At 77.5% G+C, this 19,609-nt stretch carries 12 protein-coding genes; 9 read left to right on the forward strand and 3 right to left on the reverse strand.

Features of this window, described 5'->3' with window-relative positions; translation table 11 throughout:
* Positions 1–16 precede the first annotated feature (16 nt).
* From ACFVXH_RS21830 to ACFVXH_RS21850, 5 genes are all read left to right on the forward strand, one after another.
* A complete protein-coding gene (locus tag ACFVXH_RS21830; protein ID WP_387826229.1) occupies positions 17–634 on the forward strand; it encodes a hypothetical protein in 618 nt (205 codons plus the stop codon).
* A 1,057-nt stretch (positions 635–1,691) separates the two neighbouring features.
* Positions 1,692–2,747 (forward strand): hypothetical protein, encoded by a 1,056-nt coding sequence (locus ACFVXH_RS21835; RefSeq protein WP_387826231.1) that lies wholly within the window; start codon positions 1,692–1,694, stop codon positions 2,745–2,747.
* A gap of 106 nt (positions 2,748–2,853) precedes the next feature.
* Entirely contained in the window at positions 2,854–6,189 is a 3,336-nt protein-coding gene (locus ACFVXH_RS21840) for a right-handed parallel beta-helix repeat-containing protein (RefSeq protein WP_387826234.1), read from the forward strand.
* Positions 6,186–6,581 carry a hypothetical protein gene (locus ACFVXH_RS21845; RefSeq protein ID WP_387826237.1) on the forward strand — a complete coding sequence of 132 codons (396 nt, stop codon included), beginning with the start codon at positions 6,186–6,188 and terminating at the stop codon, positions 6,579–6,581. Before ACFVXH_RS21840 ends, ACFVXH_RS21845 begins: the two co-directional genes overlap by 4 nt.
* Before the next feature lie 113 nt (positions 6,582–6,694).
* A complete protein-coding gene (locus ACFVXH_RS21850) occupies positions 6,695–6,868 on the forward strand; it encodes a hypothetical protein (RefSeq protein WP_387826240.1) in 174 nt (57 codons plus the stop codon).
* On the opposite strand, the gene ACFVXH_RS21855 is transcribed toward ACFVXH_RS21850, so the two are convergent.
* Positions 6,837–7,796 carry a hypothetical protein gene (locus tag ACFVXH_RS21855; protein WP_387826243.1) on the reverse strand — a complete coding sequence of 320 codons (960 nt, stop codon included), beginning with the start codon at positions 7,794–7,796 and terminating at the stop codon, positions 6,837–6,839. The two genes, ACFVXH_RS21850 and ACFVXH_RS21855, sit on opposite strands and share 32 nt — an antisense overlap.
* Positions 7,797–8,083: 287 nt before the next feature.
* Here ACFVXH_RS21855 and ACFVXH_RS21860 point away from each other — a divergent pair, with 287 nt between their 5' ends.
* Positions 8,084–8,455, forward strand: a complete 372-nt coding sequence (locus ACFVXH_RS21860) for a hypothetical protein (RefSeq protein WP_074004943.1) — start codon at positions 8,084–8,086, stop codon at positions 8,453–8,455.
* Positions 8,456–8,758: 303 nt separating this feature from the next.
* Positions 8,759–9,397: a sigma-70 family RNA polymerase sigma factor gene (locus tag ACFVXH_RS21865; protein ID WP_074004942.1), complete on the forward strand. Its 639-nt coding sequence runs from the start codon at positions 8,759–8,761 to the stop codon at positions 9,395–9,397.
* 73 nt (positions 9,398–9,470) lie between these two features.
* Here the strand turns inward: ACFVXH_RS21865 and ACFVXH_RS21870 are convergent, their stop codons facing one another.
* Positions 9,471–12,299 (reverse strand): BTAD domain-containing putative transcriptional regulator, encoded by a 2,829-nt coding sequence (locus ACFVXH_RS21870; protein ID WP_387826246.1) that lies wholly within the window; start codon positions 12,297–12,299, stop codon positions 9,471–9,473.
* 428 nt (positions 12,300–12,727) lie between these two features.
* Between ACFVXH_RS21870 and ACFVXH_RS21875 the strand changes: the two genes are divergently transcribed.
* Positions 12,728–15,406 (forward strand): BTAD domain-containing putative transcriptional regulator, encoded by a 2,679-nt coding sequence (locus ACFVXH_RS21875; RefSeq protein ID WP_387826249.1) that lies wholly within the window; start codon positions 12,728–12,730, stop codon positions 15,404–15,406.
* Between the two features lie 354 nt (positions 15,407–15,760).
* Positions 15,761–18,142 carry an ATP-binding protein gene (locus ACFVXH_RS21880; RefSeq protein WP_387826252.1) on the forward strand — a complete coding sequence of 794 codons (2,382 nt, stop codon included), beginning with the start codon at positions 15,761–15,763 and terminating at the stop codon, positions 18,140–18,142.
* A 130-nt stretch (positions 18,143–18,272) separates the two neighbouring features.
* Here the strand turns inward: ACFVXH_RS21880 and ACFVXH_RS21885 are convergent, their stop codons facing one another.
* Positions 18,273–19,550, reverse strand: a complete 1,278-nt coding sequence (locus ACFVXH_RS21885) for a serine hydrolase domain-containing protein (RefSeq protein ID WP_387826255.1) — start codon at positions 19,548–19,550, stop codon at positions 18,273–18,275.
* Positions 19,551–19,609: the final 59 nt, after the last annotated feature.

Consider the following 19,609-nt stretch of genomic DNA (forward strand, 5'->3'; position numbering starts at 1 on the left):
GACCACAGGAGGGGTCATGGAAGCAGGGGAAGCATCCGTCGCCGCGCTGAAAGCCGTCATGTCGCCGCACGACGGCGCCGACGAGCAGGTGGACTGGGCCGCGGTGGGCCAGGCCTGGGGCGTCCGGTTCCCCGCCGACTACGTGGCGTTCATGGCCACGTACGGGGCCGGTGGAATCGACGAGGCGTTCGGTGTCCTGGCCCCCGAGGCGAGCACGGAGCCGCCCGAGGGCCCGGGCTTCGGCAGCGCGGCCGGGGAGACCGCCATCCTGCGGAGCCTCTGGTCGACCGAGGGCGGGCCGGCCGGCGTCGAGGCCGGGCCGGACTCGGTGATCGCGTGGGGGGTGAGCTGCGGGGCGGACATCCTCGGCTGGCTCACGGTCGACGACGACCCCGACAGGTGGCCGGTCCTGGTGTGGGAGCGCCACGGGTCGCCGAACTGGCAGCTCTACGACTGCGGGATGGTTGAGTTCCTGCGCCGCCTGTTCACCGAGGGCTTCGACCGCTGTCCGCTCAGCGACGCCTCCCTCTGGGGCGATCCGTCCCCGCACTTCGTCCACTGGCGTGAGGAGCGGCGCCGCATCGAGGAGCGGTTGGACCCGTACACCGGAGAGCCGCTCTCTTGGTCCTTCTGAACCACCCGGTGAACCCCGCACGGGCGGCCGGCCGTCGGACGGAACACAGGGACGTGATCGGCGGGAGGGGCGCGGGGTGGGACCCGGCCGGTGGCGGGCGCGGAGCCGGTCCGGACGGTCGGGCCTGAGGCGCGCCGATTTCGGCTGAACCGGTTCGGCCGTGCGGGCCGTAGCTCCCCACAGGAGTGTCATCGAGCACAGGGGATGCATGGTGGGCGAGGAGCAGCGCGGCGGGCCGGAGCGGAGGCCGGGCGGCTTCCGGCTCCCGGCGGTGAACTGGGCGTTGGCGGCCGAGGCGGACCAGGGGAAGCCGCCGGAGGTGCCCGTGAGCGCGGAGACGGCGGCGCCGCCCGCGCAGCCGGGCGCCGGTGGCGGTACCGGCACTGGTGCCGGTGCCGGTGTCAGCGCCGGGGCCACGGGCGCTGCGACGGGCGGGGCGCGGACCGGTCCGAAGCCCGAGGTCGGGTCCAAGCCCGCGAGCCCTGCGCCGACGGTCCCGCCCGCGCGGCTGGGTGGCGGTCCCGAGGCCGGCGCCGGGTCGAAGCCCGCGAGCCCTGCGGCGCCGGTGCCGCCCGCGAGGTCGGGCGCCGAGGCCGGTGTCAGCGCTGGGTCCAAGCCCGCGAGCCCCGCGCCGACGGTGCGGCCCGCGCAGCCGGGCGCCGGCGCCAATGGCGGTGCCAGTATCGGTGTCAGTGCCGGGGGCACCGGCGCTGCGACGAACGGGGCACGGCCCGGGCCGAAGTCCGAGGCCGGGCCCAGGTCCGCGAGCGCCGAGACGGCGGTGCTGCCCGTGCAGCCGGGCGCCGGTGTCGGCGCCGGAGTCGGTGTCAGTTCCAGGGCCACGGGCGCCGCGACGAACGGGGCGCGAACCGGACCGAAGCCCGCGTCCGGGTCCAAGCCCACGGTCGGAGCCAGGCCCCCGGCCGGGACCGGTATCGGGCCGGCGCCCCTGCCGTCCCCCGCCAAGGGCCCGACGGCGCCCGTCGGCCCGGTGGCCCCCGCGGGGCCCGTGGGTCCGGGGGACCCTGGGCCGCGCACCGGCCGGGTCTCCCGTCCGATGATCGCCGCGGCCGTCGCCGTCGGCCTGGTGCTGGTCGGCACCTCCGTGATGGTGACCCAGCGCAGCGGCAGCGACCCGCACGGACCGGCCCAGGCCGACGCCCCGCCCGCCAACGTCCCCGGCTTCGACGAGCACGGTGGCACCGCCGGCGGCGTCGCGCCCGACGGGCAGTCGGGCTCGGCGGCACCGCAGCCGGACGGTTCGGCCGCACCGGCGTCGGGCGACCAGGCGGCCTCGGCCCCGAACGGCACCGGTGGCGGCGCTGGTGGCGGTGCCGGCGGTGGCGGGGGCGGTGCCGGTGCGGCCGCTCCTCCCGGCGTCGGGGCCAACCCCGCTGGGGGCGGCGCGGGTTCGGGCGGTGGGGGCGATCGCGCGCAGGGCGGTGCGGCCGCCGCCTCGGGTGGTTCGGGCGGCGGTGGCCCGGCCGCCGGTGGCACGGGCGGCGGCGGTGCGGCCAACCCGGCGCCGAACCAGCCGGCCCCCAACCAGCCGGCTCCGAACAAGCCGGCTCCGAACCCGTCGGCACCCCAGCAGCCCGTGCCCCCGGCGGCCAAGCCGCCCGCACCGGTCACCGTGATCGCCGGCCCGTACTGCTCGGGCGGCGGCCAGTACAAGACCAACGGCTGGTTCGACCAGGGCAGCAGCGGTTGGCGCAACAACTCCGGTGGCTACAGCGGCGACGGCTGCAACGGCACCTACGCCTCGATGCCGATGTCCGGCAACGCCAACAAGGACGACAACGGCAACTCGGTCGTCTGGACCTTCACCGTGGACAAGGTCACCAGCTGCACCCTGTCGGTCTACATCCCGGCCAGCGGCGACGTGAAGCAGGTCGGCGGCAACCCGAGCACCTACACGGTGCAGAGCGGCGGCGGCCAGGTGGGCTCGTTCACCATCAACCAGACGGCGAGCCGGGGCAGTTGGGTGAACAACGGGCCGTTCACCTACCGCGGCCCGATCTCCGTCACGCTGCACAGCCGCGGTGTGGACTGGGGCGGCTCCAGCGGCGCCCACCACGCCGCCAGCGCCGTCCGCGCCACCTGCACGGCCTGACCCCGGCGCGCACCGGGGCCCGGACCCGTCGAGCCACCGAGCCGCTGAGTCACCGAACCACCGAGCGACCGAACCACAACGCCCCACGACGAAGGGAACCCCAGGCATGTCGCGCCCGGTGCTGACGGTCTGCGCGGAGCAGCGGGAACCCGGCTCCTACCGGACGATCGGCGAGGCCCTCCGGGCGGCCGGCGGCGGCGCGGTGATCTCGGTCCGGCCCGGCCGGTACGACGAGAACCTGGTGCTCACCAAGGCCGTGAGCATCACCGCCGCCGACGTCCGGGGGAGTGTGCGGATCAGCCCCCGGCGCGGTTCGGTGGTCCAGGTGCTCACCGAGGCCGTCCGGTTGACCGGTCTGGTGCTCCAGGGGCAGGACGACGAGCTGCCCGCCGTCGACGTCCCGCGCGGCCGCCTCACCGTGCGGGACTGCGAGGTGATCGGCAACGCCTGGACCGCCGTGCTCACCCGCGGGCCGGGCGAACTCGCCATGTGCGGCAGCCGGGTCACCAACCCGGCCGGCGCCGGGCTGGTGGAGACCTCCACCGGCTCCAGCGTGATCGAGGACAGCGTCGTCGAGCACCTGGGCACCTCGGCCGTGGTCATCGGCGAGCGGGCCGACCCGACCGTCCGGCGCTGCGTGCTGCGCGACGCGCGCGGCAACGGCCTGTGCGCCAACGGCGAGGCGCGCGGCGTCGTCGAGGACTGTGAGATCTCCGGCACCGACAAGCCCGCCGTCGCCCTGGAGGAGCGGAGCAGCACGCGCCTGCTGCGCACGGCGATCCGGGACAGCGCGCTCGGCGTCTTCGTCGGCTCCGCCGCCCGGGTCGTGCTGGAGGACTGCACCGTCACCGCCGTGCGCGGCCACGGCTACGTCCTCACCGATGGCACCGACCCGCTGCTGTGCCGCTGCCGCGCCGTCCGCCCCCAGGGGTACGGTCTGCACATCGCGGGCCGGGCCCGGGGCACCCTGGAGGACTGCGAGGTCACCGCCCCTGCCGGGGTCGGCGTCCACGTCGGCGGGTCGGCCGGGCCCAGCCTGCTGCGGACGGTGGTGCGCGACGCCGGGACCGACGGCGTCGAACTCACCGGCGGGAGCGCCGCCGAGTTCGACCGCCTGGAGGTCCGCCGCGCGGCCGGCGTCGGCATCGTGGTGCGCGACGGCGCCGACCCGCTGCTGTGCCGCGGCACCGTCACCGCCGCCGGCCGCCACGGGATCGAGGTGCTGGGCGACGGGCGCGGCCGGCTGGAGGACGTCACGGTCGTGGACGCCGGACGGCACGGGGTGCGGATCGTCGACGGCGCCCACACCCACCTAGGCGGCGGCCTGGTGCGCGGCAGCGGGTCCTGCGGGATCTCGGTCGGCGCCGGGGGCGTCGCCATCCTGCGCGACGTCGAGTCCACCGGCAACGCCCTGGACGGCGCGAGCGTCGAACGCGGCGGCGAACTGGCCGCCACCCGCGCCCGGTTGGGGAGCAACCGGCGGCACGGGCTGCACCTGCTGCCCGGCTCCCGGGCCACCCTGACCTCCTGCCGGCTCGGCGACAACACCGTGGACGGGCTGCGCTCCGAGTCCGCGGAGCCCGTCCGGCTCACCGACTGCACGGCCGCCGGGAACCAGGGCGCCGGGCTGTGGCAGACCGCGCCGACCGACCGCCTCGTGGTGGAGAACCTCGACAGCCGGGACAACCGCTCGCCGGACGCCCGCGGCACGGCGGCCGTCGCCACCACCACCGTCGCTGCGGACGCCGCCGGCGACGGTACGGTAGCCCCCGCGGAGGAGGCCGTCGGCCCGCAGGCCGTCCTCCGGGCCCTGGTCGGGCTGGAGGGCGTCAAGGAGCAGGTCGCCACCCTGGTCAACCTCGGCAAGCTGACCCGCCGCCGCGAGCAGGCCGGGCTGCCCGCCCTGCCGATGAGCCGGCACCTCGTCTTCGCCGGTCCGCCCGGAACCGGCAAGACCACCGTCGCCCGGCTCTACGGGGCGATCCTCGCCGAACTCGGCGTGCTGCGCAGCGGTCACCTGGTCGAGGTCGCCCGGGCCGACCTGGTCGCCCCGGTCGTCGGCGGGACGGCCCTGAAGACCACCGAGGTGGTCAGGGAGGCCCTCGGCGGGGTGCTGTTCGTCGACGAGGCCTACACCCTGTCGGCGGGTTCCGGCGCGGCCGGCCCGGACTTCGGCCGGGAGGCTGTCGACACCCTGGTGAAGCTGATGGAGGACCACCGCGACGACCTGGTGGTGATCGTCGCCGGGTACGAGGCCGGGATCCGCGGGTTCCTGGCCTCCAACCCCGGCCTGGCCTCCCGGTTCAGCCGCACCGTCGAGTTCCGGAACTACCGCGCCGACGAGCTCGCCACGATCGTCGAGCAGGCCGCCCGCGGACACGGCTACGAGCTCGCCGAGGGCACCCGGGAGGCGCTCGCCGCGCACTTCGACCGGATGCCCAAGGGCGCGGAGTTCGGCAACGGCCGCGCCGCCCGCAAGGTGTTCGAGGAGATGGTCGACCGGCAGGCCTCCCGGCTCGCCGAACTGGAGCAGTTCGACAACGCGGCGCTCACCCGGCTGCTGCCCGCCGACGTCGGCGAGGAGTTCGCCCCGGCCGCCGCCGGCGAGGGGTGGGCCGGGGAGCCCGGCCTGCTCGACCGGCTGCGCGCCATGGTCGGCCTCGCCGCCGCCAAGGAGCAGGTCGAGGACCTGGTCAACCTGACCCGCCAGTCCCGGCGCCGGGTCGAGGCCGGGCTGCCCGCCGCCCCCCTCGGCCACCACCTGGTGTTCTCGGGCCCGCCCGGCACCGGCAAGACCACCATCGCCCGGCTGTACGGCGAACTCCTCGCCGAACTCGGCGTGCTGCCCTCCGGCCGGCTGGTCGAGACCGCCCGCGCCGACCTGGTCGGCCGCTACCTCGGCCACACCGCCCACCTCACCCGGGACGCCTTCGAACGCGCCCGGGGCGGCGTGCTGTTCATCGACGAGGCGTACACCCTGACGCCCCGCGACGGCAGCGGCGGGGACTTCGGGCAGGAGGCGGTGGACACCCTGGTGAAGCTGATGGAGGACCACCGCGACGAGGTCGTGGTGATCGTGGCCGGCTACCAGGAGGAGATGCGCGGCTTCCTCGCCTCCAACCCCGGCCTGGCCTCCCGGTTCTCCCGGGAGATCACCTTCGAGCACTACGCGGACGAGGAACTCGTCGCCATCGTCCGGGCGCGGGCCGAGACCGCCGGCTACACCTGCACGCCGGAGACCCTGGCCGCACTCGGCACCCTGTTCGGCGCCGTCCCGCGCGACCGCTCCTTCGGCAACGGCCGGTTCGCCCGGCAGGTGCTCGAAGCGATGGTCACCCGGCAGGCGGGCCGGCTGTCCCGGGTCGACGTGGTGGACCTGGACGAACTCAGCCTGCTGCTGCCGCAGGACATCCCGGCCGAACGGTTCGGCACCTTCGCGTGACCACGCCGCCGCCCCGCCCCCGGGCGGCGGCCGACCCGGGCTCGGCCGCCGCCGTCCTCGGCTACCGCCCGGACCTGACCGTCGACCAGCCGGCCGAAGACCGGCAAGCCGCCGCCTCCCGCGGCCCTGGCCATCAGTACGGCCACGGCACCGTCGGCCCCGTGGCCGCTGTCACCCCGGCGGTCGTCCTCACCACGCGCCCCGCCCCACCCGACAGCGGCGCCGGCATCGAGGCGGGCCTCCTCGCCCTCACCGTCCTCGCGGCCGTCGCCCTGGCGGCGGTGGCCGCCGCCTTGGCCCCGCGTGCCCGGGGCCGGCGCCCGGGCCGTGCGGAGGCGAGCCGACGGGGTGCCGGTCCCGAGCCGGTCGTCCGGCCGGGGCCGAGGGCCTGACGGGAGGAATCCGCTCGCTGTGGTGATCGGCGCCGTGGGACCGTCAGGGCCCGTCGGGGACCGGATGCGCCCGGCGGGTGAGGGGCGGCACGGCACGGGAACGGAGGGCCCTGATGACGGATCGACAACCGCCGACGGCGAGAGAGCTGGTGCTCGGCTTCGTCGCCGCGCTCGACCGGGCGGAGGCGGCGTTGTGTGAGGCGGTGACCCTGCTGGAGCGGGCGGACATCCTGGCGGCGGCGCGCTCGGGTCGGATCAGCGGTGCTCGGCCATGCCGTCGCCGATGAGGGCGGCGAGTTCCAGGTAGTCGAGGCGGGCCCGGGAGCGGAGGGCGGCGGGGGCGGCCGGGAGCGTGAGGGCGGCGCGGCAGCGGGTGCGGAAGTGGGGGAGGAGGTCGCGGTCGGCGACCGGGCGGTCGGTGGGCGGGGCGGGGGTGAAGGCGGCGACCGCCCCGCGGGCCAGGCCGTGGTGGCCGAGGGCGGCGAGGTGGTCGAGGAGGGCGTCGGCGGTGCGGGCTCCGGTGGCGGAGGCCGGGGCGCAGAGGAGCAGCCGGTCGGCGTGTTCGACGGCGGCGAGCCGGACCTCGGCCGGGGCGCCGGTGGTGTCCGCGAGGATCACCGGGTAGTGGCCGTCGGCCTCGCCGAGGGCCTCCCGCAGGGCGGCCGGGTCCGGCCGTACGGACCGCAGCACCCGGCCGCCCGTGCGGCATTCGCTCCCGGCGGGCCCGGCGGTGGTGAGGACGAGCACCGGGTGGGCCCGGTGTTCCGCGAGCAGGGCGCCGAGGAGGGCGGCGGCTCCCTCGGCGGGGCCGCCCAGGACGGCGATCCGGTGGCGGGTCCGCAGCGGCGCCCGGACGCGGTCGAGCAGGCGCCGCCGCCGTGCCTCCCCGCCGCCGGGGAGGGCGAGCCGCAGGCTGCGCGGGCGGTCGGAGTCGAGGCGCGGTACGGGCGGTGCGGGCAGCGGTGCGGGGGTAGGCGGGCTCGGCGGCCGGAACGGGAGCGGCGCCGCCGAGGACGGTCCGACGGCCGGCTCCCGGGTGGACGGCCGCCGTTCGGCGGGCGGGATCAGGACGGTGCCGAGCGGGTCCAGCGGGCGCGGGGGCAGCCGGGGCAGTGGGGGCAGCAGGGCGACGGGCTCGGGCCAGACGGCCGGCGAGTAGTCGGGTGCGGCCTGGGCGGTGCCGCCCGCGCCCGCGGTGCCGTCGGAGTAAGCCATCGGACGACCTCCCGGTCCCTGGTGCGCCGGACGGGTGCCTCCGGTCCGGCCGACCGTACGGTCTACCCGTACAGCCGGGAGTACGGCTGAAGGCTACCCTCCGGTTCAGCTGAACCGCTGGTGGTGGAGGGCCCGTTGAGCGGAACAGGGCGCACGGCGCGCCCCCTGTCGCTTCGGGAGGCCCGTAACGAGAAAACCCTCCGCCCGACCGGCTACCGATCGGTACCGTCATCGGGTGGCACCCGGCGTCCGCCGAGTGTCACCGAGTCGGAAGGAGCGTGAGTCCCGTGAACGGGACGGGGGAGGGCCGCGGCATGGCCGCGGACGGGCCGGAGGCGCGGGAGTTCGTCGCGGCCCTGGTGCGGGCCGGGGCACCGAGTGCGGCCGGGCCGGCCGGGCTGGCGGTGCCCGAGGCGGCGGCGGAGCGGGTGATCGCGGTCGCCCGGCGGCTGGCGCTGCGTGCGGCGCCGGAGGAGCGGCCGCGGCCGGAGTCGGGGCTGCTGGGCGTGGCGACGGCGCTGGTGGTGGACGAGCACCCGTCGGCACCGGTGTGGTCGGCGGCGGAGCGGCAGCTGTTGGCGGGCTGGGTCGCGGTGCTGATCGAGCACCGGGGCGAGGACGGGGTGCGGGAGCTGCTCGGGGCGCTCGCCGAGGGCTGACACCGCGGCCCGGTACGGCGCTCGGCGGGGGGCCGGGCGCCGAACCGGGCGGTGGGGAAGAAGCCGCAGCTCACGGCCGCTAACGACCGGCCAACAGTCGTCGGCGCCCGCCAACGGTGGCACTCGGGGGCGGCCCGAGTGCCCCGGGCGGGGGCGTTGGCGGATCCTTGGTGCGGACTTGGCGGGCTCCGGCAGTGTGCTGGTGCAGCCACCGCCGGGGATCTCCGGCGGTGCCCAGCACGCCCTGCCCGTGCTGCGTCCCCTGCCCGTGCTGCGCCCCCTGCCCGACCTGAGAGGTAGCGCGTGTCGAAGCCGTCCGTCGCCCAGCCCACGTCCGTCACCCCGCCGTCCGAGGGTCCGGCCGCCGCGCCGGAGGGCGCCACCGCCCCGGCCCGCCCGACCCTCGACCCCGACGTGCTCGCCGAGATCCACCGGCTGCACGGCGGCTACCTGCTGCGCGCGCTGCTGCGGGCCACCGGCGGGGACCGCGGCAAGGCCGAGGACATCCTCCAGGAGACCCTGCTGCGCGCCTGGCAGCACCCGGAGGCGCTGGCCGCCGGCGCGGAGGCGGCCCGGCCCTGGCTGTTCACGGTCGCCCGGCGGATCGCGATCGACCACTACCGGATGGCCGCCGCCCGCGCCAAGGAGGTGATCGGCGAGACGGTCGAGGACCGGCCGGTCGCCGACGACCCGTACGAGCAGGTGGTGGTGGCCCGGGACCTCGCGCTGGCGCTGCGCCGGGTGCAGAAGCACCACCGCGAGGTGCTGGTCGAACTCCACCTCAAGGACCGCTCGGTGCTGGAGGCCTCGGCCCGGCTGGGGGTGCCGCCGGGGACGGTCAAGTCCCGCAACTTCTACGCGATCCGGGCGCTGCGCCCGGTGCTGGCGACGGAGCACGGGTACGCCCCGACGGTGCGCGGGGCGGCCTCGGCGGCCGGCTGACGGGGCCGTCCGGCTCCGGATGGACAGGAGCACCGGCCGACCGGGGCGCGGCCCCTCGCGCCGACCGTCCGGTTCAGTCGTCCGTCGCCCGCCGGCCGGTGCGGAGGTTGAGCGACTCCTCCAGGCTGGTGGTGAACTCGCTGCAGTGGCCCGCCTGCCGGTCGTGCGAGCGGAAGCGGTCCAGCGCCGTGCGCAGCCGGCCGCGCACCTCCGGTTCCCGTCCCCGGGCCAACAGGTAGGCGGCGTAGGACTGTTCGGCCACCGCGTGCAGGTACAGCAGGCCGGCCTCCTCGCAGGCGGCGAGCAGCCGGTGCCAGGCGAGGTCGGCGGCGTCGTCGCGGACGGTCGGCGCGAGGGCCTGCGCCTCGGTCAGCAGCGACCAGAGGTGGACCTGGGTGACGGGCGTGGCCGGCAGCAGCTCGCGGGCCTCCCGGGACCGGCGCTGGGCGCCCTCCCGGTCCCCGGCGGCCAGGCTCACCCAGCCCTGGTGCACCTTGGCGTCGACCAGCCGGCGGCGGTCACCGGACTCCAGCGCGAGCGCCGTGGCGGCGGCCGCCAGCCGCTCGGCCTCGGCGGCGTGGCCGAGCATCGCGGTGACCAGCGCCAGCGTGGCGAGCGCCCGGACGTGCGCGGACGCGGCGGCGGGCCCGGTGGCGGACTCGGCCGCGGCGACCGCCTTCCGGGCCGCCTCCGCGGACTCCTGCCGGCGTTCCAGCGCGACCAGGGCCTGCGCCCGGCAGTTGAGCAGCAGCGCGACCGCGACGGGGTCGCCGCACCGTTCGGCCGCGGCCTGCCCCAGCCGGGCACTGGCGAGCCAGTCGGTGAAGCGGCTGGCGCCGTAGTAGAGCGAGCCGCAGGTCAGCGCGAGCCGCCAGGCCCGGGCCGGGTCGGTGTCGGGGGACGCGACCAGCGCGGAGACCGCCGGCTCCTCGGCGTCGAACCAGTCGAGCGCGGTGCGGATGTCGCCGACGGCCGGGAGGGCCTGCGCCGGACCGGCGGGCGGGGCGGTGTCCTCCTGGCCGGGGTCGAGGAAGGACCCGCAGTGCCCGAGGGCCGTGAGGTAGTGGTCGGCCAGGCGGTCGCGCAGCAGCCGCCGGTGCTGTTCGGGCCGTTCGGCGAGCAGCCCGGCGCCGTACAGCCGGACCAGGTCGGTCCGGGCGTGGCGGCCGGGGGCGGTGCCGGTGAGCAGGTGGTGGGAGGCCAGCTCGCCGAGCACCCGGTGGGCGGTCGCGGTGTCGCTGCCGAGCAGGGCGGCGCCCGCCGGGGTGTCCACCTCGCGGCCGGGGTGGGCGGCCAGGGCGGTGAGCAGTTCGGCCGCGGGTTCGGAGAGCCGGCGGTGGGTCAGCCCGAGCCGGCCCGCGACGGAGAGCGTGCCGTCGGCGTCCAGGACGGCCAGCCTGGTCCGTTCGTCGGCGAGTTCGGCGACCAGCCCGGCGATCGTCCGGTCCGGCCGGTCGGCCAGGCGGGCGGCGGCGATCCGCAGGGCGAGCGGCAGGTGGTCGCAGAGCCCGGCGAGGCGGGCGGCGGCCTCCGGCTCGGCGCGCAGCCGCTCGGGCGTCAGGGCGCGCTCCAGCAGGTGCAGGGCGTCGTCCTCGGGCAGTGCGGCCAGGCGCAGCAGGGTGGCCCCCTCGACGGCGACCAGGCTCTCCAGCGAGCCCCGGCCGGTGACCACGGCGGTGCCGGCCGGGCCGGCGGGCAGCAGGTCGGCGACCTGGTCGGCGTCGGCGGCGTCGTCCAGCAGCACCAGCAGCCGCCGGCCTCGGGTGCGCTCGCGGTAGAGCGCGGCCCGGGCGGCGCGCCCCTCGGGGACGCCGTCCTCCGGTACGCCGAGCGCGCGCAGGAAGCCGGCCAGGACGGCCTCGGGCCGGGCCGGGCCGTCCGGGGCGAGGCCGTTCAGCTCGGCGTGGAGCAGTCCGTCCGGGAAGCGGTCGGCGACCCGGTGCGCCCAGGCGGTGACCAGCGCGCTCTTGCCGACCCCGGCCGGGCCGACCACCAGCACCGGGCCGTCCCCGGCGCGGCCGGTCCCGCAGGCCAGGTCGAGGCGGGCCAGGTCGGTGGTGCGGCCGACGAAGTCCGGGTGGCGGCGGGGGAGTCGGCGCGGCACCGGCGCGGGCTGCGGCGCCGCTCCGGGGGCCGGCGCAGCGGCGGGCGGCGGCTCCGCCGTACGGTCGTCGGCCAGCACCTCGGCGAGCGCCGCGCGCAGCGCCGGGCCGGGGTTGATGCCCAGTTCGTCGTCCAGCCGGACCCGGGCCTGGTGGTAGGCGGTCAGCGCCTCCGCGGACCGGCCCGCCTGGTGCAGGCAGCGCATCAGCATGGCCACCAGCTCCTCGCGCAGCCCGTCCAGCCGCACCCCGTGCTTCAGCAGCGGCACGGCCGAGGCCCCGGCGCCCTGGCCCAGCCGCAGCCCGGCCCAGCAGAGCAGGGCGGCCGTGCGGGACTGCCTCAGCCGGTCCACCGCGGCGTCCCGCAGGGGGGTTTCGGGCAGGTCGGCCAGCGCCTCGCCGCGCCACAGCCGCAGCGCCTCCTCCAGCAGCGCGACCGCCGTGGCGCAGTCGCCGAGCCCGGCCTGCCCCTCGGCCTCGCCGGCGAGCTCCTCGAAGCGCAGCGCGTCCACAGCGTCGGCCGGCCCGGTCAGCAGGTAGCCGGAGTCCCGGGTGTGCAGCTCGAACGGCGTGTCGGCGAGCACCTTCCGCAGCGCGGCGACGTGCCCCTGCACGGCCGCCCGGGCGGTGGGCGGCGGCTGCTCGTCCCAGAGCAGCTCGCACAGCTGGTCCATGGTGACCACGAGCCCCAACCGCAGCGCCAGCATCGCCAGGACGGCCCGCCGCTGGGCACCCGCCACGCTCGCGAAGCCGTCCGCCCCGACCCGCAACTCCACCGGCCCGAGCAGCCGAATCCGCACCGGTACCCCCCACCTCGCCCCAAAACCGCACATCACACCCGAAGCGGCCATCGGCCCTCGGGGTGGAGCAGTGTAGTGCGAGAACCTGTCCGGTCCACGCCGGACGGCTGCTCCCGCCCTCGGACGCCCGCCCGCGCGGGGCGCCCACCCCCGGTCCGACCGGGCTCCACGGGGCACCCCTGAGAGGGATGCCGATGGGGCCGGTGACGGTTGCACCGGACGGCCGACGCGGGGCCGTGCGGCGATGCCTGGCCCGTCCGGAGCGGCGGGCGCGGGGCCGTGCGGCGGTGGCCGCCCGGCCAGAAGCCGCGGACGCGACGCCGGTGTCGTACCGGCCCGGTACCGTACGGCCGACGTCAAGGGCCCGGTCGGCCCTATCCTCGAACCAGCCGGGGAGTCGACGGATGGTGGGGGAGGGGAACGGGCGCGTGCACATCGATCTGCTCGGGCCGGTGGTGGTGCGGCGGGAGGACGGGACGGCGGTGACGCCCTCGGCCCCCAAGCGCCGGGCGCTGCTGAGCGCGCTCGCCGTACGGCTGAACCGGACGGTGGCCACCGAGGAGCTGATCGAGCTGGTCTGGGAGGGCTGCGCGCCGCCCACCGCGCGGGCCGCCCTGCAGGGCCACGTCGCCGCGGTGCGCCAACTGCTGGACGGCTCCGGGCTGGAGCTGGGCACCCGGGGGGCCGGCTACCTGCTGGCCGGTGAGCCCGACCGGGTCGACGTGCTGCGCTTCGGCCGGCTCTGCGAACAGGCCGGCGTGCTGCTCCCCGAGCCCGCCGCCCCGCTGGACGGTGCCCCGCCGGGGACCGCCCCGCCGGAGCCCGCCCCGATGGAGGCCGCGCCGGTGGAGGCCGCGCCGGCGGACGGCGCCCCGCCCCTGCTGCGCGCCGCGCTGGACCTGTGGCGCGGCCCGGCGCTCGCCGACTGCGGCTCCGCCCTGCTGCGCGAGCGGACCCTCCCGTACCTGACCGACCTGCGGCTGCGCGCCCTGGAACGGCTGGCCGACGGCCTGCTCCGGGACGGCCGGGGCGGCGAACTGGCCGCCGAACTCGCCGAGGCCGCCGACGGCCACCCCGCCCGGCAGACGCTGGCCGCCCGGCTGGTGCGCTGCCTGGAGCAGGACGGGCGGAGCGCCGAGGCGCGGGAGCGCTACGAGCGCGCGGTGGCCCGGCTCTCCCGGCCGCCCGGCCCGGAGCTGCGCCTGGCCGGCGAGCAGTCCGGCGCCCGGCCCGCCGCCGACCGCCGGTTCGTCGGCCGGACGGACGAACTCGCCCGGCTGGACCAGGTGTTGCCCGCCGCCCGGGACGGCCGCCCGATCCTGGTCACCGGCCCCGCCGGGGTCGGCAAGACCAGCCTGGTCCGGCAGTGGACGGCCCGGCGCGGCGACGCCTACTTCCCGGACGGCGTCCTCCACGCCGAGCTGCGCGGCTTCGACCCGGACGGGCCGCGCGAACCCGCCGAGGTGCTCGGCGAGTTCCTCACCGCGCTCGGTACGGCCCCGGACGCCCTGCCCCGCGACCCCGAGGACCGCGCCCGCCGCTACCGCGAACTGGTCGGCGGCCGAAGGATGCTGGTCGTGCTGGACGACGCCGCCTCCTACGAGCAGCTCGCCCCGCTGCTGCCCGACCCGCCGGCCACCGACAGCGAGCCCGCTCCGGTCGCGATCGTCACCAGCCGCAGCCGGCTGCGCCACCTGGTGGTCCGCACCGGCGGCATCCCGCTGCCGCTGGGCGTGCTCGGCCCCGAGGAGGCCGCCGCCCTGCTCGCCCGCGTCCTCGGCGAGGACCGCACGGCCGGTGAGCCGGAGGCGGTCGCGGAACTCGCCGAGCGCTGCGACCGCCTGCCGCTCGCGCTGCGCCTGGCCGCCGCCCGGCTGGCAGCCCGGCCCGACTGGTCCGTGGCCGACCTCGCCGCCGAACTCGCCGACGAGCAGACCGGTCCGGCCGCCCTCTCCGGCACCGGCACCGCCGGCGGCCCGCTCGGCCTCACCGCCGCGCTGGACCGGACGTACCGCACACTGGCGCCCGACGCCGCCCGGCTGTTCACGCTGCTCGGCCTGCACCCCGGCGCGGAACTCGACACCGCCACCGCCGCCGCCCTCGCCGACCTCCCGTCCGCCGCGACCCGCACCCTGCTGACCCGGCTGGACGCCGTCCACCTGCTGGAGGAGAGCGGCCCCGGCCGGTACGCCCGGCGCGAGCTGGTCCGCCGCCACGCCGCCGCGCAGGCCGCCGAACTCACCTGCGACGAACGGTTCCTCGCCCTCGACCGGCTGATCGCCCACTACCTCGACGTCACCGCCGGCTGGACGGCCGGGGGCGCGGCGACCGTGGGCGCGGGGGCCTGGTTCCGCCGCGAGGAGAGCGCCCTGCGCGCGGTGGTGGTCTGCGCCGAGCAGCAGGGACGGCCCGCCGCGGCCTGGCAACTCGCCCACCGGGCCAGCCGGTTGTACGAGACCACCGGCCACGACCGGACGCACTGGCGGGCCGTGGTCGAGGCCGGGCTGCGCGCCGCCCACACCGACCGGGACGAGGCGGCGGTGGCCCGGCTCGCCACCGACCTCGCCGTCCTGCACGTCGACCGCGCGGCCCACCGCACCGCCGCCGACACCCTGGAGCGGGCCGTCGCGGCCGCCGACCGGTCCGGCGATGCGGCGCTGCGCCACCACTGCCGCAGCCGGGTGGCCGCCGCCCTGCTGCGGGCCGGCCGGTACGAGCGGGCGGTGCCCATGCTCGGCGACCTGGTCGCCGCCGCCCGCACCCCCGCCACCGACCACCTGCTGGTCCGCGCGCTCACCGACCTCGCCGACGCGCTGGTCCTGGCCGACGACCCCGGGCCCGCCCTGCGCCACGCCGACGAGGCGGTGCGCGCCGCCACCGCCCGCTCCGGCGGCGCCGAGGCCGTCCTCGCCACCCACAGCCGGGCCCGTGCCCTGCACGCGCTCGGCCGCCGGGACGCCGCGCTCTCCTCGGCCCGGCTCGCCGTCGCCCTAGGCCGCACCGTCGGCGACCCGGCCCTCGAAGCCCGCTCCCACAACCTGCTCGCCGACCTGCTGGACGCCCTCGGGCGCACGGTCGAGGGCGCGGAGGCGAGACGGCCGGCGTAACGGTCCGGCGCAGGAGGCCGGGGTGGAGGTCCGGCGCAGGAGGCCGGGGTGGAGGTCCGGCGCAGGGGGCCGGCATGGACCGGGGCCGGCCGCCGGTGGCGGGAATCCGCTGTTCGACCAGCGGAACCACAGGCGGAACTACCGGCGTCCCGCCCCTCGCGGAACCGCCCCCGCCCCGCCGCCCCGCCCGTACTCGTCCCTCCTGACCTGGGCGGATGCCCCGGGAGAGGGCGGAATAGGTGGAACCTGTCCGCCGGGGCATACTTCTGCCTGGAGCGCACCGCAGCGAACCGCCGGAGGCGACTCCAGGCAGAAGTGCGGAACTGCGCAGGACCGAGCGAGTGGGGGCGGGGCATGGCGGCCGGGGGCGGCACGGACACGGACGCGAACGAGTTCAGCCGCCTGCTGGCCGGGCACCGGGTGGCGGCGGGCCTGACCCAGGAGGAGCTCGCCGCGGCGGCCGGGGTCAGCCTGCGCGCCCTCGGGGACATGGAACGCGGCCGCACCCGCGGACCGCAGCGGCGCACCGTACGGGCCCTGGCCGAGGCGCTCGGGCTGGGCGGCGCGCAGGCGGACCTGCTGGACCGGGCCGCGCAGTCCGGACGCCCGCGCGGGGCGCGGCCGGCCCTGACGCCCGCCGGAGGCCGGGCCCGGCCCGGCCGGCCCGCCCCGCGCGAAGCCTCCGCCGACTCCACCGTCCGCGCAGCCGGCGCCCGCGACGACGCCCCGCCCGCGATCCCCGCCGAGCTGGGCCAGAGCGCCCTCGCGCTGCCCCGCGACATCGCCGACTTCACCGCCCGCGAGGACGCCCTCGCCCTGCTCGCCCGCCTGGCCGAGGACGAGCGCCCGGCCCACCCGCGCGTGGTGCTGGTCAGCGGTCAGCCCGGCCTCGGCAAGACCTCCTTCGCGCTGCACGCCGCCCACGCCCTGGCCGGGCGCTTCCCGGACGGCCAGCTCTCCCTCGACCTCGGCGGCATGTCCCCGCAGCCGCTGCCCGCCCGGGACGCGCTCGGGCAGGTGCTGCGGGCCCTGGGCGTCGCCGACGCCGCGGTGCCCGCCGGGACGGAGGAGCGGGCCGGCCTCTACCGGGCGCTGGTCCGCGAGCGGCGGCTCGTGCTGGTGCTGGACAACGCCGCCGACGAGAGCCAGGTGCGCCCGCTGCTGCCCGGCTCCGGCCCGGCCGTGACCATCGTGACCAGCCGCAACGTGCTGCCCGGCCTGGAGTCGGTGCACCGGCTGAGCCTGGACGTGCTGGCCCCGGCCGAGGCGGCCGGGCTGCTGGCCCGGATCGCCGGCCGCGAGCGGATCGAGGCCGCGCCCGACGCCACCGCCGAGCTGGCCAGGCTCTGCGGCTACCTGCCGCTCGCGCTGCGGATCGCCGGGCAGCGCCTGGTCGCCCGCCCGCAGCAGCCGGTCGCCCACCTGGTGCGCCAGCTCGCCGCCGAGGAGAACCGGCTGGACCTGCTGGAGACCGGCGACCTGGCCGTCCGCCCGGCCTTCGAGCTGTCCTACCGGCGGCTGCCCGCCGAGTCCCAACTCGTCCTCCGCCGCTGCGCGTTGACCGCCGGCCAGGACTTCACCGCGGAGATCGCCGCGGCCTACGCGGGCCGGTCGGCGGCCCGCACCGAACTGGTGCTGGAACAGCTCGTCGACGCCGGACTGATGCAGGCGGCCACCCCGGACCGCTACCGCCTGCACGACCTGGTGCGGCTCTACGCCGGCGAGCGGCTGGCCGCCGACGAGACGGGCCAGGAGCTGGCCGAGGCCCGCACCCGGGCCGGCCGCTGGATCCTCGGCCGGGCGGCCGAGTACGGCCTGCGGTTCGACCCCGACCACGCCACGGACGCGACCGGCACCGGCGGCACCGCCCCCGCGCACCTCACCGAGGCGGCCGCCTGGCTGGAGTACGAGCACCCGGAGTGGCTGGCCGCCCTGCAGCAGGCCCAGCGGGCCGGCCGCCACCGGGAGGTGGTGGACACCGCCGAGGCGATGCACTGGTTCTCCGACCGGCTGCTGAGCTGGGGCATCTGGGCCGAGGTGTTCCAGCTCTCGGCGGACGCCGCCCGCGCGATCGGGGACGAGCGGGTGGAGGCGGTGCACGTCAACTACCTGGCCTGGACGTACGTCACCTGCCTGCACCGCTACCAGCGCGGCATCGAACTGGCCACCGAGGGGCTGGAGCTGGCCCGCGCGGTGGGCGACCGGGAGCAGCAGGGCTGGGCGCTGACCTACCTCGCCTCGGGCCTGCGCTACCTCCAGCGGCACCGCGAGGCGACCGACGCCTTCCACCGGGCGGCCGACGCCTTCGCCGAGGTGGCCAACCGCTCCGCGATGATCGGCCGGCTGGTCACCCTGCGGGGCGCCGCCAACTGCCTGCGGGAGTCCGGCCGGGCGGAGGAGGCGGTGGAGTCGCGCCGGCGGGCCCTGGCCGGGGCGCTGGAGCTGGTGGAGCGCTGGTCCTCGCCGCTGATCCACCTGCTGGCGGCCATGACCGCGCACGAACTGGGCCTGGACCGCGCGGCACTGAAGCGCTGGCCGGCCGCCGAGAAGGCCTACCGGCAGGCCCTGGTGCACTTCGAGGCGGTGGGCCGCCCGGACAGCATGACCAAGACGCTGACCGAGCTGGGCACCGCGCTGATCGAGCAGGGTCGCGCCGAGGAGGCCCGCGAGCTGCTCACCGAGGCGCTCACCGACCTGAGCGCGGAGGGCCCCCGGGGGGCGGGCGCCCGGCACTGACCGGTTCCCTCCGGGGGCCGTGTCCGGCACCGACCGGGTGCCCTCCGGGGGCCGCGTCCCGTCACGCCGAACGCCCGCCCCCGGCCGGACCGGAGCGAGCCGGAGGCGGGAGCGGGCCGTACGGCCGGTGTCAGATCCGGGTGTCCTCCACCACCGGCAGCGTGTCGACCGGGGCCGAGTCGACCGGGGCCGAGGCCGGCGCGAAGGCCGTCCGCGGGGCGACGGTGGGCTGCTTGCCGCAGAAGGCCGGCTCCAGGGTGTTCATCAGGCCCTGCGTCACCGCGCCGTTGTTGGAGGCGTTGGCGAAGACCACCACGCTGCGCCGCCCGTCCGGGGTCGTGAAGGACTGGGTGTTGAAGCCCTGCACGATGCCGCCGTGGCCGTACACGTCCCCGCAGGAGAGCGAGATGCGGCGCAGGCCCAGACCGTAGGCGATCTTCGCGGTGGGCGTGGGCAGGGCGGCGGTCATCTGCTGGAGCGAGGCGTCCGAGACGAGCCCGCCCTTGCCGCCGGCCATCAGCGCGGTGAGGAAGCGGTCGAGGTCCCCGGCGTCGGAGATGACGGCCCCGGCGGCCCACACCCAGGAGCCGGTCTGCGCGGTGGAGTCCAGCAGCGGCTTGGTGCGGTCGTCGTTGGTGAGGTAGCCGGTGACGTGGGTGCCGGTGATGCCCTGGTCGGGCACCACGAAGGAGGTCTTGTGCAGGCCGAGCGGCTGGATGATCCGCTCGTTCAGCACCTCCGGGAAGGTCTGGCCGGTGAGGTGCTCGACGGCCAGGCCCATCAGCACGTAGTCGGTGTTGGAGTAGGAGTAGCGGCTGCCGGGGGTCGACTGCAGGCCGTGCCTGACCGACATCGCGACCAGCGCGCGCGGGTCGTACACGGTGCTGCGGATGCGCGCCTCGAACGCGCTGGTGGTCTCCTCGCCGGCCTGCTCCAGCAGGTCGTTGGTGTGGTCGTAGACGCCGGCCCGGTGCTCCATCACCTGGCGGCCCGTCATGGTCCAGCTCTCCGGCAGGGTGTCCGCGGGCAGGTACTCGCGCAGCGGCCGGTCGAGGTCGATCCGGCCCTCCTGCGCCAGCTGCATCACGAGAACGGCGGCGAACATCTTGCTGTTGCTGCCGACCCGGAACCTCCACGAGGAGTTCATCGGGGTCCCGTCCAGGTCGGCCAGGCCGACGTTCACCGAGCGGGTCCGGTCGACGGCGCCGTGGTCGCTGATCACCGCGAAGGCGCCCGGGGCGCCGGCCGCGGTGGTGGCCTGGAGGGCGGTGCGCACACCGGTGAGGTCGGGGGCGGTCGGGTCGGTGGTGTCCTGGCCGGCTGCCGCGGCGGGCAGGGCACCGGTCGCCACCAGGACGGCGCCGGCGGCGGCCACCGCGAGCGGACGCAGAAGGCTGGTCTTCGCCATGTTCCTCGGTTCTCTCGTGAGCTGACGCGGCGTCGGACCGCGCCGTTCGAAGATCACTA

Origin of the sequence: Kitasatospora sp. NPDC058184, from assembly GCF_042883725.1 — a bacterium.
Classification (GTDB): Bacteria; Actinomycetota; Actinomycetes; order Streptomycetales; family Streptomycetaceae; genus Kitasatospora.